The organism is Arthrobacter sp. D5-1 (assembly GCF_017357425.1).
Lineage (GTDB): Bacteria > Actinomycetota > Actinomycetes > Actinomycetales > Micrococcaceae > Arthrobacter.
In genome coordinates this window covers 4,236,572-4,250,544 of sequence record NZ_CP014571.1, presented here as the reverse complement: position 1 = coordinate 4,250,544, position 13,973 = coordinate 4,236,572, and the positions used below count along the sequence as shown (strand labels likewise).

Here is a 13,973-nt window from a genome sequence, read left to right as displayed (position 1 = left end):
CTTTCCCCTCCTGTAACCTCAGGAGGCAGAAAATGACCACGGTAAACGTGAAGAAGACCAGTTATAACTGGCGTGTTGTAGACATCGTTGTGGCGGCATTGATCGCCATCGCAGGCGGCGTGATCTTCTGGGCCTGGTCCCAGGGCGCCGCGCTGGTATCCATCCCCATGAACGCGACGTATCCGCCGCTCACCGGCCTGATCGCCGGTGGCTGGATGATCCCCGCAGTCCTGGGAATGCTCATTATCCGCAAACCGGGCGCAGCGTTGTTCTGCGAAGCTGTCGCGGCCACCGGTGAGCTGATCATGGGTTCCCAATACGGCACCACCGTCCTGATTTCCGGTGTCCTGCAGGGTCTGGGCGCAGAGCTCATCTTCGCCGCTTTCCGGTACAAGAAGTTCAACCTGCCCACGGCCCTCCTCGCCGGTGCCGGTGCGGGCCTCTTCTGCGGCCTGAACGACTCCTTCCTCCCGTGGGGCTGGAACATCGCCTACGAGGCAGTGGACAAACTGGCGTACATCACTTTCACCACCATCTCGGGTGCCATCATCGCCGGCGCCCTGTCCTGGGTTGCCACCCGCGGCTTGGCTAAAACCGGCGTCCTGAGCTCCTTCGCATCGCGCAAGGCCGCGTCGGAGCCTGTCTTCAGCTGATGCCCGCCACGCAGAGCGGCAGCAAGAACAGCAGCCCGGTGAGGCCTGCCGCCATCTCCGCCGAGGGCTGGGGTTGGCGGCATGCCGGCAGGTCCGCTCCCGCCATTCATGGGCTTGACCTCCGGATTGAACCGGGCGAGCGGGTGTTGCTGCTGGGGCCTTCAGGCGCCGGCAAGTCCACACTGCTGCACGCCCTCGCGGGGGTGCTGGGGGATGAGGAAGACGACTCGGACGAGTCAGGTTCCCTGCTGATCGACGGCGTTGCTCCGCGGGAACAGCGGGGCCGCGCCGGTCTCATGCAGCAAGACCCCGAGACGCAGGTGGTCCTGTCGCGGGTTGGTGACGACGTCGCTTTCGGTGCGGAGAACCTTGCCGTGCCGCGAGAGGAGATCTGGGCCCGCGTCCATGAAGCGCTCGACGACGTCGGGTTGCGTACCGCCGCGGGCGGCGGATTGGCATTGGACCACCCGACGGCGGCGCTCTCCGGGGGGCAGAAGCAGCGCCTTGCGCTGGCGGGGATTCTCGCGATGCGTCCCGGCTTGATCCTCTTGGACGAACCCACGGCCAACCTGGATCCGGCCGGAGTGCTGGAGGTTCGGGATGCTGTTCGGCGTTGCCTGGACAAGACCGGCGCAACGCTGGTGGTGGTGGAGCACCGTGTGTCGGTGTGGAAGGACTTGGTGGACAGGATCGTGGTCCTGCAGCCGGGTGCCCTGGCGGCGGCGGGAACGGGCCAGGCAACGGGCGGGGTCCTTTTGGACGGCCCGCCGGACAAGGTCCTGTCCGAGGCCCGCACCCTGTTGATGGCTGCCGGCGTTTGGGTGCCGGGGTACGTACCGGCCACCCGCCAACGACGCAGCCAACCCCACACCGCCCCACTGCTCCTCGCGGCCCAGGACCTCGCAGTTTCCCGGGAAAAGCCGCGGCGCAAGGGCTTCAAGACCATCCCGCCCGTCCCGGTTCAAACGGGAATCACCGCGCAGGTCAGGGCCGGCCAAGCACTGACCATCACTGGAGCCAACGGAGCTGGAAAGTCCACGTTCGCGCTCACGTTGGCCGGCCTTTTAGCGCCGGTGGACGGTACAGTGAGTGCCGCCGTCGAGCTTTCCAAAGGGGCCGGTATTGACCCGTTCAAGTGGAAAGCAGACCAGCTGATTTCACGGATCGGGACGGTGTTCCAGGAGCCGGAGCACCAGTTCGTCACAGGCAAGGTCCTGGACGAGCTCATGTTTGGGCCCAGGCATTTAGGCCACGGCGAAGAACGGGTGGACGAACTGTTGGAGCGGCTGCGGCTGACGCATTTGGTGGACGCCAACCCCTACACCCTTTCCGGCGGTGAGAAGCGGCGGCTCTCGGTGGCCACCGTGCTTGCCGCGCACCCCGAAGTCCTGGTGCTCGATGAACCTACGTTCGGCCAGGACGCCAACACGTGGGCGGAGTTGGCGTCGTTCCTTTCAGAGTTGCTGGACGCCGGAACGGCTGTGGTCTCCGTGACCCACGACCAGGAATTCAGCGCAGTGCTCGGCGGAACGGAGCTGCGGCTCGGCCCGGTACAGCACGGTGAAGCCACGCATCAGGAAGCTGGTGCAGCATGAGGGATGCACTGAACCTCCGCGGGAATCGTGCCCTGCTGACCCGAGCCAACCCCTTGGCAAAGTTCGTGTCCGTTTTTCTGATTTCCCTGGTGCTGGCCCTGTCCATCGACTGGGTATCGGCGTCCACGGCGTTGGTTGCGGAGCTGGCGTTGTTTCCGTTGGCCGGGCTTACGTTCAGGCTTCTGTGGCAGCGCGCCTGGCCGCTGATCATCGCCGCTGCGATCGGCGGCTGGAGTACCGCGATTGTGGCGGCGGACAGCGGCGCTGTACTGCTCGACGTCGGACTCTGGTCCATCAGCGAAGGTTCCCTTGAGCTGGGGCTGGGTTTCATGCTGCGCGGTTTGGCGATCGCGTTACCGGCAATCCTGCTGATGACCTGCACGGATCCCACTGATTTGGCAGATGCGCTGGCCCAGAAGGCCAAGTTGCCGCACCGCTTTGTCCTGGGATCCTTGGCTGCCATGAGGTTGGTTGGGCTCATGGCAGAGGAGTGGCAGACCATCGGCATGGCCCGCCGTGCCCGCGGAGTCGGTTCCCAGGGCAGTCCGTTCCAACGGCTGAAAGCCACGCTGGGCCAGAGCTTTGGGCTCTTGGTCCAAGCCGTGAGGAGGGCTTCGCGGCTGGCAGTCACCATGGAAGCGCGCGGCTTCGGCGGCGGTCAACGGACCTGGGCGCGCGAATCCACCTATTCGCTTCTGGACGCCTGGGTGGTCCTTGGCGGTGTGGTCATCGCTGCGGGTGCAGTCCTGACGGCACTCGGCGCTGGAACGTGGAGCTTCGTCTGGCGTTAGGGAGCCTGCTGTTCCTGGATCTCGTCGAAGCCTGCCCGGGTCAGGAATCCGAGTTGGGCTTCCTTCTCGGCAAGCTGGATGATGGGTCCCAACTCGAAGCATGTCGCCTCCAAACGGCGCAGGGCCTTGGCGTTGCGTGAGTCCGGCTCCACCACGATCCGGTCCTTGCCGGGCAGGCTGAACATGTACTTGATCAGTGCTGTGCCGAGCCTCGGAGTGAAATGCGGGATGGGCCGGGTGGCCGGGGCCAGGAGCAAATGCATGCCAATGTCAGCCTCGCGTGCGGGGTAGGCCTCGCCCACGGGGTCGTGCAGTGGTTCGTACGTCTGGAAAAGGGCCAGCGGTTCGCCATCAAGGACGGCCAGGAACGCGTGGTGGGTCTCCAGGGAATCAAGGAATTCGTAGATCCCCTGGACTTCTTCGCGGGAATTCTCCATCATTCCCCAAAACCTGGCGCGGGGCTGGGTGACCCATTCGAAGATGAGGTCGATGTCCTCGGCGGGAACAAGCGGAACAAGCCGCAGCGCGCCCCATCCTTCGAGGTCTTCGGAGTAGACGGTGGTACGGACAGAGAAGTCCTGGGTGGCGGTGGTCATGGCTTCCTTCGGGGCTGATGCGTGACTGATGGGATGCGGGAGCAGGATGAGTCAGGGATTGTCTTTGATCAATTCAGGCCAGTCAGTGACTACCGGGGCGAGTTCCCCTGCAGTCCAGAGCGGGAGTTGGTCGGCAAAGTGTTGGTGGCCGGGCGTACCGGAGGCACCGAAGGGCACGATCCAGCGGCTGTTGCGCCGCTCGGACAAGTCCCAGATGTAACGGGCCGCTGGACCACGGAAGCTTCGGTCGTCAACACCGGGGAGGCTCTCGGTGCAGAGCACACAGCCCGTATCTCCGCTGAGGGCCACCGTGGGTGCCGCTGACGCGAGTGGGCCGGGGAGGACGTGGACGGCCAACAATGTGTGCCGGTCGCCCCAGGAGCGCAGCCCGGACTGCTCCAACGCAGCGTCCTCAAGCGCTGTGGCGGCTTCTGTATCGACGCTGATGCCGAGTTCTGAGCCGCGCACCAGCAGGGTCTCAAGCGCAAAGCCGATCCGGGATGCCACTGACAACCACGGTCCGAACAAGGGCGAGTAGCCCGTTGGCTCGTTCAAGGGGGCAAATGCGGGATGGTTTGCCAGGCGCTGGACCAATGAGCCCCGCCACTCCGCAAACACTGCGGCGTGATGGCTCCCGGCATCCATGTGGCCGTCCCACTCCAGCAGCAGCGAACGCAGTCCCGCGGCTTCCCGGGACAATTCATCAGCGTCCAGGCCTGACAACACCGACCGGAACAACGGCCACGGACCCAGGAGCGTGTCCGTATGGATAGCCTGCATGTCATTCACGGACAACGGCCCCGGAGCCGACTCTAGCAACCCACGGATGCGCAACGCCCGATGCGCGGGGGCGAACTCCATGGCCACGGCGTCGCCACCTCCCGCCGCGCGGTCGTTCGCGCTCACGGCGTACTGCTCCACCTCCGTGCGGGGCAGGATGACGTACTGACCGTCCCACTCATGACGGGCTGAAAAGGCCGGGGCAGGCAACCTCCTGTTGGCGGGATTGCGCTGCGGAACAAGACCGGCAACAAAGTGCCGCACTGCTCCGGACGTGTCCCCGGCCACCACGCTGTTGACGGGCTCCACCCAGGCGTCGAACGCCGCTTCCACCTCGGAGACGCTCCGGCTCCGAAGCAGCGGCAGGAGGGCCTCAAAACCAAGCCGCCCCTCAACGCGGGCAGGGAAGCGCAAACTCAGCGCCTCGCCGTCGGGCGCTTCAGAGATCACGGAACCTCGCGCGGTCTCGATGACCTCCACGGTGACCGGCTCACCGTCGCGGACGGTGATGGTTTGGGCACTCACGACGGCGGTTTCCCAACCTGCCGCTCCGCGCGCCTCGACGCGTTCCCCTGTGGCGTCCGTGACCCGGCGCAGTTCTTCCTCGAAGAGATCCTGGTAGTCGGCCATGGCATTGGTGATGGCCCAAGCGGTATGCCCGGTGTGGGCGAAATGCGGGAGGCCGGGGACACCCGGGAACGCGAAACCGATGGCGTCGAAGTCCGGGCAGGCAAGCCGTATCTGCTGGTACACGCCGGGGAGTTCCATGAGGCGGTGGGGGTCGCCGGCGATCAGCGGGAGGCCGCTCGCCGTCGTCGAGCCGTGCGCGGCCCAGGCGTTGCTTCCTGACCAGACGGGAGCCTCGATGCTGAACAGGCTCACGGCGTCGTCGCCCAATGTCCGCGCGATGTGGGCCCTGAACAGTTTGTTGGGGAACGTGGAGAAGAGGATGTGATGGACCAGGAAGACGCCCAGCGGTGTCCACGGGTTCCATGGCTCCGGCGTGCAGGCGGACTCGTCGAATTCGGGGCCGCCGCGGAGTCCGTCTGCCAGCGCTTGGTTGATGCCGGCCACGTACTGTCCGCACCAACGCTGAGTCTCGGCGTCGAGGTTCTCGAAGCAGCGGCGCGCGGTGTCATCCAGCCGGGCTTGCCGTGCGAACCGGTCCCAGACCACAACGTCGGCACCCAGGACCTCAGCTGTGCGGCCCTCGGAGCGCCACCGTTCCAGCTCGATCTGCCAGGAGCGGTCAGTGGCTGCGTTCATGCCTTGGAGGAAGGCGAGATCGTCGGAGGAATCCGCCCACAAATGGGGGATTCCCCACTGATCACGGTAGGTTCCGGGGCCGCCTGCCGGGGCAGAAAGGTGCGTCGGGGCAGGCGTCATAATCTCTGGCCGCTTTCGAGCTTAGGTTAGGCTTACTTAAGCTCAAGATAAATGGCTTTGGCCCCGTACACAAATCGTGGCCGTTCGTGAAGGAGTGTTGCTTGAAGCGCAATTGGGAAGGCGTCGTGCTCAAAGTCATGGGCGCCAAGGATTTCACGCTGGAAGTCACCGGGAAGGAAGAAATCACCCCGGACTTCCTCCGCGTGCACGTGCGCGACGGTGGACTGCTGGAGCGAAGCGGGCTGCATCCCACCATGTGGATCCGGCTGTGGTTCGATGATTCCGGAAAGGCCCACCAGCGTGCCTACACCCTGGTCAACGCTTCCCCTGCGGACGGCACATTCAGCATGGACTTCGCGATGCACCACGGGGTTGCCGCCGACTGGGCCCGCTCCGTCCAGGCCGGCGACACCATCGACGCCACCGTGCAGGGCAGTTCCTTCACGTTCCCGCAGCCCGCTCCGCGCCGGATGTGGGTAGTGGGCGATCCCGCCTCCATCCCGGCCATCAACTCGCTGCTGGACGAGCGGGAAGTTACGGCCGCGGGCTCGGCTCCGGTGACCGCCTGGCTTGAATACCAGCACGACGCCGACCCCTCGATTGAGGTGCGGACGTCAGGGTCCGACGTCGTCAGCTGGGTTCCGCGCAAACGCGACGGTGCCGCATTGGTTGACGAAGTCTGCGATGCGCTCACTGCGGAGACTGTGTCCGTGGATCACGACTTCTTCTGGATCGCCTGCGAAGCCTCCAGCACCCGCGCAATCGTGAAACACCTGCGGAAGACGCTGGGCGTGGACAAGCACCGGATCGATGCCCTGGGATACTGGCGCGTCTAGAACAGCGCGGCGTTCGTGTCGCGGTGCCTGGCGCTACTCGCGCCAGTTGAGGAATCCCTTTTTTCCCTCCGGCGGGGTGAGGACTACGTCCCGGCCATACTTCTTTTGTGCGTCAGCGCCGAAGAAGGCATCCGGGACGATGCGGATTGCCTTGGCTACTTTCCCGTCCTTAAGGAAGACGAACAACGCGGGGGACGCCGTGTAGCGGTTCTCCTTGGTCAAAGGCTCGCCGAAGGCTGCTTCGATGTCCTTGGCCGGCGTTCCCTCCGTTACGAAACCCGCCTGGTCCCACTCGAAGTCCGTGGCGTCAGCCAGTTTCAAGGCCGTCCCGTTCTTCGCGGACTCGAGCACCTGGCTGTTGAGCTTCTCATTCGATTCGGGCATGACGGATCCTCCTAGTGAACAGGCGGCCAGGGCGCAGGCCAGGATGGCAGTGAGCAAGCCTGCGACGGCGGCGCGGCCAGCAAGGGTGGCGCGGCCAGCGACGGTGATGCGGCCGGCGGAAGTCCGCGGCCGTCGTCGGGTGTTTGATTGGCGTTGGAACCTCACGACGTAGTCCTCGACTCGTCATTGAACTCCGGATCCTCGCCCGGGGCGGGCTCGGCATTGTTGGCGTCGCCGGTCTGGTCCATGGGGACCTCGTTGGAAGGGTGGGGCAGCAGGTCCTGTCCCACCACCACAGTGTCGCCGTTGTTCACGGCTTCTTCGATCAAGTCTGCAAGCTCCTCAGCGCTGGCATCCGGGTTGGCTATGGCCACGTTGCGGCCCACCTCATTGTTGTACAGATCCATGGCTTCGCGGGGCGCGGGGTTGCCGGGGAGTTGCTCGTGCGCCGTGGCGTAGTCCTCCGCCCAGTCCGCGCCGAACTCCCTGACCATGAGTGCGTTCCAATATGCGTGACGGAAGGCATCGTTCTGGTCATCGTTGCGGTCGGCGCTGGGGAAGCGGTCGTCGGCAGTGCTGAAGGCGTCATCATGAATGTCTTTGAAGGCGTTCATCTCGAAAGGACCCAGCCCGTTGAGGAGTTCCGCTTCCTTCTCGGTGACCTCCCTTTGGTCAACCACGAAGCGCAGGGGGTCCCAGTCCCCGGGCCACATGGTGGTCTCGGCGTCGCTGACCTGGTATTCGTCCAGGATTTCCTGCGGTGTTGGCTGGTCGGGGTTCGGATTGGCCGAGGTTTTGGTGGTGGCGTCGTTCCCGGTGTTGGTGGAATTGGCGGAGCTGCTGCCGGAACCGCCCGAGCTGCTGCCGGAACTGCCTGAATCAGCACTCCCCTCCGTGGACGCGGATGACTGCTGGTTGGCATTGGTGAGCACGGACTGTGATGCCTCTTCCAGGCCTTGCGTAGTCCTCTCCAGCAACGGCCGCAGGCGGCCCTGCCAATCTGCGGCAAAACGCTTGGCATCCTGGCCCTGCCAGCCGCCGCCTTGGCCGGTCATGCCATGGCCGATCAAGGAGTCGAGTTCCCGGGCCCGGTTGGTCAGCAGTGACGCACCGTTGGCCAAGGCCTTGGAGAGTGCTTTGAGTTGGTCGACGTCGGCGCCGTAGAAAGGCATGTTTCCCCCTGAGCTTTCCCTCCATGGTTTGGTATTGTCCCCCGGGCCGCAATGGGGACTTCTGCCCGGTGGCGGCTGAGGGAAAGCGTTCGCCTGCGGCGACCGGTCACCGTCGTGCTCTATATCTCACGGATCGGGTATGGTGTGACGTTTACCGCTCAAACGGCGTTTTGTGTAGGACTTCTAGCTCACCTGTGATATTTCTTGGATATGACGCAACCTACCGCTGAACACGTAGGCCTTCTGCTCCGCAACGCCCGTGGCGAAAAAGGATGGACGCAGGGGCAGTTGGCTACCGCGCTTGGAACCAGCCAGAGCGCGATCGCCCGGATGGAGCAAGGTAAACAGAATCTCAGCCTCCGGATGATCGAACGGCTTGAGGCAATATTCGGCCGATCAATCGTCAAAGTGGGCAAGCCACAGATGACCCACCTCCGGGTGGAGGGCGGCAGGACCCTGTCCGGCGAAGTGGATGTCAACAGCAGCAAGAATGCCGGCGTGGCGCTTTTGTGCGCCAGCCTCATCAACCGCGGAACCACCACGTTGCGCCGCTTGGCCCGCATCGAAGAAGTCAACAGGATTGTTGAAGTACTGACCTCCATTGGCGTCGAATGTACCTGGCTCAACGGAAGTGACCTCCGCATCCGCAGGCCCGAAGTTTTGGACCTTGGGTCCATGGACGTGGACGCCGCCCGCCGTACCCGCAGCGTCATCATGCTGCTGGGGCCGCTCCTGGACGAGACCAGTGAGTATTTGCTGCCCTACGCTGGTGGCTGCGACCTCGGAACGCGCACAGTGGAGCCGCATATGCAGGCCCTGCGCCAGTTCGGGCTTGAGGTCGAAGCGAAGTCCGGGTTCTACTCCGTAGCTGCGCCCCCGGCCGATGACCACCACCGTTCCTTCGTCCTCACCGAACGTGGCGACACCGTTACTGAGAACGCCATCATGGCCGCCGCGCACCGCGAGGGCACCACCGTGATCCGCAACGCCAGCCCCAACTACATGGTCCAGGACCTCTGCTTCTACTTGCAGGGCCTGGGCGTTGAAATCGAGGGCGTCGGCACCACCACCCTGAAGATCACTGGCCGTTCCGCCATTGATGTGGAGATCGAGTACTTCCCGTCCGAGGACCCCATCGAGGCCATGAGCCTGATCACCGCGGGCATCGTGACCAACTCCGAGGTCACCATCCGCCGGGTTCCCATCGAATTCATGGAGATCGAGCTGGCTACGTTGGAGCAGATGGGCCAGAACCTCGAAATCTCCGGCGAATACATGGCACGCAATGGCCGGACCCGTTTGGTGGACGTCACCACCAAGCCTTCCGAGCTCCGCGCGCCGCAGGACAAGATCCACCCCATGCCGTTCCCGGGCCTGAACATCGACAACCTGCCGTTCTTCGCTGTGATCGCGGGCAACGCCGAGGGCCAGACCATGATCCACGACTGGGTCTACGAGAACCGTGCCATTTACTTGACGGAACTCAACAAGCTGGGCGCCCAGGTGCAACTGCTGGATCCGCACCGGATTTACGTCAACGGACCCACTAAGTGGCGCGCTGCCGAAATCGGCTGCCCGCCTGCCCTGCGCCCTGCCGCCTGCTTGCTCCTGGCAATGCTCGCTGCCCGGGGCACGTCCGAGCTCCGCAACATCTACGTGATCGAGCGTGGCTACGAGGACCTGGCCGAGCGGTTGAACACCATCGGCGCCAAGATCGAGTACTTCCAGGACTAGGCTCCACGCTTAGCCCGCGCGCCCGTTCCCGCCATCCGCCCCAGTTCGCTCTGGTGCGGATGGCGGGAAGGTGCGGCCCTCGCTGCCCTTCCAGCCACTGTCCTCCACCGGCCTCCTGACGCAGAATGGAGCATGCGGACTTTCGGGGTCGAGGAAGAGCTGCTCATCGTCCATCCTGTGACGGGAGAGCCCCTTGCCCTCGCGGATGCGCTGCTTGCGGGCCGCCACCAACCCGCATCCGCAACGAGCCTCAGCCACGAACTCAAGCTGGAGCAGATCGAAACCCAGACCCGCCCCTGCCACAGCTACGGTGACCTTCTGCATCAGATCCGCCGCGGCCGGGCTATGGCCAACGAAGCAGCCCGGCAGCACGGAGCGCGGGTTGCTGCAATTGCTACCTCTCCGCTGGATTCGAACACCCACACCACCCCGGATCCCCGCTATGCGGCGATGCTGGATCGCTTCGGAATCATCGCCACGGAACAATTGACGTGCGGATTCCACGTGCACACCTCTGTCGAATCCCCTGAGGAAGGCGTGGTGGTGCTGGACCACATCCGGGACAAACTTGCCGTGCTCACCGCCCTCACCGCCAACTCACCCTATTGGCGCGGCCTTCCCACCGGGTTCGACAGCTACCGCACCCAGGCATGGAACCGCTGGCCCACTTCTGGACCGTCCGGCGTGTTCGGATCACTCACTGCCTACCGACGCATCGTGAAGCGGCTGTTGGAAACAGGCGTGATCCTGGATGAGGGCATGATTTACTTCGACGCCCGCATCTCCCGGAACCACCCCACCGTGGAGGTCCGCGTAGCCGACGTCTGCCTGCGCGCCGAGGACGCCGCGTTGATTGCGCTACTGGTTCGGGCTTTGGTGGAGACCGCTTCCTTGGAAATGCTCGACGGCGTTGAGCCCACCGCGGTGCCCACGGCACTCCTGCGGATGGCGAGTTGGCAGGCCAGCAATGCGGGGTTGCGTGGAGATCTCCTGGACTTCGGTGATTTCCGGCCCCAGCCGGCGGCGGACGTCGTCTGGGCGCTGGTGGATTATGTGAGCCCAGTGCTGGATGACCAAGGCGAATTGGAGCTGGTCAAAGCGGGGATCTCAGACCTGTTGGAGCGGGGGAATGGCGCGGACGAGCAACGGGAAGCGGCGGTGCGTTACAACAACAGGCAGCGCGGCAGCCAGAACCAGCCGGGCAGTCCACCCACCAGCGCAGCCCTGGCCGCCGTCGTCGGGCATGCAGCGAAGGTGACGGTTCGCGGAACCTCCGCCGACGCGCACAAGGAGCCCGCGCCGATGCTGACCCGGGTCAGGAGGCCTTAGGATTGGCCGGTCGGTTCTTCCCACGCCATTAAGTAGGCGCCCGTGAGACCCTCCACCAAGTAGAAGCAGAACGGCGGGATGTCCTTTTTGGCTACCAGAATGGCGCCATAGATAGGTGCGCTGACCGAAGCTGTGACGCCGATCCAGCGTTTTGTGGGTAAGGAAAGAAGACTCCCACCCAAGGCGGCCAACGCCACCACGTGCAACCCGGAATACGCCAGGAAGGGCGCGTTGGATCCCCGGCGATAGGCAAAACCTTCGAGGTCTGAAGCCCGCCGGGCGAGGCTGGAGACGAAGAATGGGGCGCCGGCGAGCAACGCGGCGGCGGCAGCGTAAGCCCACTTCTTCGCTTTCCCACGCGTTGCGCCGGTGTCCGGGACGGAGTGCGTACCCGGTACGGCGTCCTTTCCCGGAACGGCGCGGGCAAAGGCAGCGAATCCAACCGGCACGGCGACGGTCCCCACGGCGGTTAGGTGCTGGCCCACGATCCAGCCGCGCCGTCCGGAGGTCAGCATGCGCAGGCGTTCGGCATCGTCCGGTGTGATGTAGACGCGTGAGACCGGCGAGATTCCCACGAACCACACCACCGTGCCGGCAACGATGACCGCTCCGGCACGGCGATAGGGATGGTTCCCGCTCATGGCAGCAAGGTTAGACCTGTTTGAGGGCCTTCTCCAGATCCAGGATGAGATCGTCCACGTCTTCCAGTCCTACCGACAAGCGGACCACACCGTCGGTGAGTCCGATCGCGGCCCGGCCCTCAGGCCCCATGGCCCGGTGGGTGGTGGTGGCGGGGTGGGTGATGAGGGATTTGGAATCGCCCAGGTTGTTGGAGATGTCAATGACGCGGAGGCCATCGAGCAAGGCGAAGGCGGCCTCTTTGGCTGAGCGCCCGGCCGAAGGAGACAGCTCGAAGGTCAGCACAGTGCCGCCGGCCTTCATCTGCTTCGCGGCAAGCTCGTACTGCGGGTGGGACGTGAGCAGCGGGTACTTGACCCAGCTGATGGCAGGCTGCTGCTCGAGCCACTCCGCGATCTTCAAAGCGGATGCCGAGCTGTGGTTCACCCGCAGTCCGATGGTCTCCAAACCCTTGGTCAGCACCCAGGCGTTGAACGCGGAAAGGGAAGGGCCGGTATGGCGCATGAGTTGCTTGACGGGACCATCGATGAACTCTTTGGTGCCCAGGATCGCGCCGCCGAGGACACGGCCTTGGCCATCAATGTGCTTGGTGCCGGAATACACGATGACGTCCGCGCCCAGCTCACCGCAGCGCTGCAGGAGGGGAGTGGCGAAGACATTGTCCACCACGACAGTCGCCCCGGCGGCATGCGCCAGTTCGCTGACGGCGGCGATGTCCACGATCTCCTGCATCGGATTGGAGGGCGACTCAAAGAACACGGCGGTGGTCGGTTCCGAGAGGGCTTCGCGCCACTGCTCCAGATCCGGGCCGTCAACGAACACCGTCTCCACACCCCAGCGGGGCAGGATCTCGTTGAGGATCACGAAGCAGGAGCCGAACAGCGAGCGCGCGGCCACCACGCGGTCGCCGGCAGCCAGCAAGGCACCCAAAGCGGTGAAGACCGCGGACATACCGGAGGCTGTCGCAAAGCACGCCTCGGTTCCTTCGAGCAGCCGCAGCCGCTCCTGGAACGTGGCGACGGACGGGTTGCCGTAGCGGGAGTAAACGAAGCGTTCGTCCTCGCCGGTAAAGGCACGTTCGGCAGCGGCAGCCGATTCGTAGACAAAGCCGGAGTTCAGGAAAACGGGCTCGGACGTTTCCTGAAAATTGGTGCGGTCAAGGCCACCGCGAACGGCCTGGGTGTCAGGGCTCCAGCCGGCGGCGTCGGGATTGAAAGTCACTTACTCGGTCCCCAGATTCGTAGGCAGGCCACGGTTCTTCCAGCCGTTTACGGTGCGCTCACCGTAGCGGTCCGGTTCGCCTTCGAAGCCCTCAAGGACGTTGTACGCCGTGAAGCCGGCCTGTGTTGCGGCAATGGCGGCGGAGATGGAGCGCTGGCCGGAACGGCAGATGAACACGAGCTCCACGGCGTCATCCTCGGGTGCCTGCTGCTGCAGGTCCTCGATAAAGCGGGAGTTCGGGATACCGCCAGCCAGGTTCCACTGGATGAACAGAGGATCGTTCTCGGTGGCTTTGGTGTCCGGGATGCCGATGTGGGCCCACTCGGCCTCGGTGCGCACATCCACCAGGATCGCGCCTTCTTCGAGCTTGGCCCACGCGTCCTGTGGGGTCAGGTCACCTGCGTAGCTCATGCGTGGCCCTCAAACGCTTCTTCATCGTCGTAATTCTCAAGTTGGTCCACTGCGTTGGCGACGGCGGCATCAGCATTGGCGATCGCCGCAGGCAGCACAATGGCTTGGGCCACGATGACGTCCGTGCCGTTGAAGGTGGCTGCCGGGCTGCCATGGAGCACATAGCCTTCGGCGAGGGAGTTGTGGATACGCTCGCAGAAATCGCGGTTATCCGGGCCTGTAATCAGGCGGTAGGAGAGTTTTTCTTCAGTGGGTTCAGGCATTGCTGGTGCTCCTCAGTCACGCTTGCAGTTCGAGTTGTCGATACGCCGAGTAGTCACCTGAGGCACCCCGCCGGAGAGAGGGTTGCCGACCAGCAAGTCAGGGCTTTGCGCTGGTACTCATTACTCAAGAAAAACGTAACATCCACGGGCGTCGGGCTGCACTTGCGGGCGGCTGCACCGTCG

The 13,973-nt window shown here is 64.3% G+C and carries 14 protein-coding genes and 1 riboswitch; of the genes, 6 read left to right on the top strand and 8 right to left on the bottom strand.

Annotated elements, in window-relative coordinates:
* Nucleotides 1-32 precede the first annotated feature (32 nt).
* The 3 genes from AYX22_RS19605 to AYX22_RS19595 are packed head-to-tail and all read left to right on the top strand — an operon-like array spanning nucleotide 33 to nucleotide 3,039.
* Entirely contained in the window at nucleotides 33-653 is a 621-nt protein-coding gene (locus AYX22_RS19605; protein ID WP_207595175.1) for an ECF transporter S component, read from the top strand.
* The gene (locus tag AYX22_RS19600; RefSeq protein ID WP_207595174.1) at nucleotides 653-2,248 is read left to right on the top strand and encodes an ABC transporter ATP-binding protein; all 1,596 of its coding nucleotides are present in this window, start codon (nucleotides 653-655) and stop codon (nucleotides 2,246-2,248) included. Before AYX22_RS19605 ends, AYX22_RS19600 begins: the two co-directional genes overlap by 1 nt.
* A complete protein-coding gene (locus AYX22_RS19595) occupies nucleotides 2,245-3,039 on the top strand; it encodes an energy-coupling factor transporter transmembrane component T (protein ID WP_207595173.1) in 795 nt (264 codons plus the stop codon). The genes AYX22_RS19600 and AYX22_RS19595 overlap by 4 nt, the downstream gene beginning before the upstream one ends.
* On the opposite strand, the gene AYX22_RS19590 is transcribed toward AYX22_RS19595, so the two are convergent.
* Both AYX22_RS19590 and AYX22_RS19585 read right to left on the bottom strand, forming a co-directional pair.
* A complete protein-coding gene (locus tag AYX22_RS19590) occupies nucleotides 3,036-3,635 on the bottom strand; it encodes a GNAT family N-acetyltransferase (RefSeq protein ID WP_207595172.1) in 600 nt (199 codons plus the stop codon). The genes AYX22_RS19595 and AYX22_RS19590 overlap by 4 nt on opposite strands.
* A 51-nt stretch (nucleotides 3,636-3,686) precedes the next feature.
* On the bottom strand, nucleotides 3,687-5,801 hold the full coding sequence (locus AYX22_RS19585; RefSeq protein ID WP_207595171.1) for a penicillin acylase family protein: 2,115 nt from the start codon (nucleotides 5,799-5,801) through the stop codon (nucleotides 3,687-3,689).
* Between the two features lie 101 nt (nucleotides 5,802-5,902).
* Between AYX22_RS19585 and AYX22_RS19580 the strand changes: the two genes are divergently transcribed.
* Nucleotides 5,903-6,637: a siderophore-interacting protein gene (locus AYX22_RS19580; protein WP_207595170.1), complete on the top strand. Its 735-nt coding sequence runs from the start codon at nucleotides 5,903-5,905 to the stop codon at nucleotides 6,635-6,637.
* 33 nt (nucleotides 6,638-6,670) lie between these two features.
* Here the strand turns inward: AYX22_RS19580 and AYX22_RS19575 are convergent, their stop codons facing one another.
* Nucleotides 6,671-7,021, bottom strand: a complete 351-nt coding sequence (locus AYX22_RS19575) for a hypothetical protein (protein ID WP_157731925.1) — start codon at nucleotides 7,019-7,021, stop codon at nucleotides 6,671-6,673.
* Between the two features lie 161 nt (nucleotides 7,022-7,182).
* Nucleotides 7,183-8,193: a WXG100 family type VII secretion target gene (locus AYX22_RS19570; RefSeq protein ID WP_207595169.1), complete on the bottom strand. Its 1,011-nt coding sequence runs from the start codon at nucleotides 8,191-8,193 to the stop codon at nucleotides 7,183-7,185.
* Nucleotides 8,194-8,403: 210 nt separating this feature from the next.
* Between AYX22_RS19570 and AYX22_RS19565 the strand changes: the two genes are divergently transcribed.
* Nucleotides 8,404-9,927: a UDP-N-acetylglucosamine 1-carboxyvinyltransferase gene (locus tag AYX22_RS19565; protein ID WP_207595168.1), complete on the top strand. Its 1,524-nt coding sequence runs from the start codon at nucleotides 8,404-8,406 to the stop codon at nucleotides 9,925-9,927.
* Nucleotides 9,928-10,059: 132 nt separating this feature from the next.
* The gene (locus tag AYX22_RS19560; RefSeq protein WP_207595167.1) at nucleotides 10,060-11,256 is read left to right on the top strand and encodes a glutamate--cysteine ligase; all 1,197 of its coding nucleotides are present in this window, start codon (nucleotides 10,060-10,062) and stop codon (nucleotides 11,254-11,256) included.
* Here AYX22_RS19560 and AYX22_RS19555 read toward each other — a convergent pair.
* The 4 genes from AYX22_RS19555 to AYX22_RS19540 are packed head-to-tail and all read right to left on the bottom strand — an operon-like array spanning nucleotide 11,253 to nucleotide 13,790.
* Nucleotides 11,253-11,897 carry a hypothetical protein gene (locus tag AYX22_RS19555; RefSeq protein ID WP_207595166.1) on the bottom strand — a complete coding sequence of 215 codons (645 nt, stop codon included), beginning with the start codon at nucleotides 11,895-11,897 and terminating at the stop codon, nucleotides 11,253-11,255. The genes AYX22_RS19560 and AYX22_RS19555 overlap by 4 nt on opposite strands.
* Nucleotides 11,898-11,907: 10 nt before the next feature.
* A complete protein-coding gene (locus AYX22_RS19550) occupies nucleotides 11,908-13,116 on the bottom strand; it encodes an O-succinylhomoserine sulfhydrylase (RefSeq protein ID WP_207595165.1) in 1,209 nt (402 codons plus the stop codon).
* Complete coding sequence (locus AYX22_RS19545) at nucleotides 13,117-13,527, bottom strand: rhodanese-like domain-containing protein (RefSeq protein ID WP_207595164.1); 411 nt, start codon at nucleotides 13,525-13,527, stop codon at nucleotides 13,117-13,119.
* Nucleotides 13,524-13,790 carry a DUF1737 domain-containing protein gene (locus AYX22_RS19540; protein WP_144649207.1) on the bottom strand — a complete coding sequence of 89 codons (267 nt, stop codon included), beginning with the start codon at nucleotides 13,788-13,790 and terminating at the stop codon, nucleotides 13,524-13,526. The genes AYX22_RS19545 and AYX22_RS19540 overlap by 4 nt, the downstream gene beginning before the upstream one ends.
* 13 nt (nucleotides 13,791-13,803) lie before the next feature.
* Nucleotides 13,804-13,915, bottom strand: a riboswitch (SAM riboswitch).
* Nucleotides 13,916-13,973 lie beyond the last annotated feature (58 nt).

What these genes read in the sequence shown, in the direction of transcription:
- AYX22_RS19565 (WP_207595168.1), top strand. Translation starts at nt 8,404, where the DNA reads ATGACGCAACCTACCGCTGAACACGTAGGCCTTCTGCTCCGCAACGCC.
- AYX22_RS19575 (WP_157731925.1), bottom strand. Translation starts at nt 7,021, where the DNA reads ATGCCCGAATCGAATGAGAAGCTCAACAGCCAGGTGCTCGAGTCCGCG.
- AYX22_RS19560 (WP_207595167.1), top strand. Translation starts at nt 10,060, where the DNA reads ATGCGGACTTTCGGGGTCGAGGAAGAGCTGCTCATCGTCCATCCTGTG.
- AYX22_RS19540 (WP_144649207.1), bottom strand. Translation starts at nt 13,790, where the DNA reads ATGCCTGAACCCACTGAAGAAAAACTCTCCTACCGCCTGATTACAGGC.
- AYX22_RS19555 (WP_207595166.1), bottom strand. Translation starts at nt 11,897, where the DNA reads ATGAGCGGGAACCATCCCTATCGCCGTGCCGGAGCGGTCATCGTTGCC.
- AYX22_RS19585 (WP_207595171.1), bottom strand. Translation starts at nt 5,801, where the DNA reads ATGACGCCTGCCCCGACGCACCTTTCTGCCCCGGCAGGCGGCCCCGGA.
- AYX22_RS19605 (WP_207595175.1), top strand. Translation starts at nt 33, where the DNA reads ATGACCACGGTAAACGTGAAGAAGACCAGTTATAACTGGCGTGTTGTA.
- AYX22_RS19570 (WP_207595169.1), bottom strand. Translation starts at nt 8,193, where the DNA reads ATGCCTTTCTACGGCGCCGACGTCGACCAACTCAAAGCACTCTCCAAG.
- AYX22_RS19600 (WP_207595174.1), top strand. Translation starts at nt 653, where the DNA reads ATGCCCGCCACGCAGAGCGGCAGCAAGAACAGCAGCCCGGTGAGGCCT.
- AYX22_RS19590 (WP_207595172.1), bottom strand. Translation starts at nt 3,635, where the DNA reads ATGACCACCGCCACCCAGGACTTCTCTGTCCGTACCACCGTCTACTCC.
- AYX22_RS19595 (WP_207595173.1), top strand. Translation starts at nt 2,245, where the DNA reads ATGAGGGATGCACTGAACCTCCGCGGGAATCGTGCCCTGCTGACCCGA.
- AYX22_RS19545 (WP_207595164.1), bottom strand. Translation starts at nt 13,527, where the DNA reads ATGAGCTACGCAGGTGACCTGACCCCACAGGACGCGTGGGCCAAGCTC.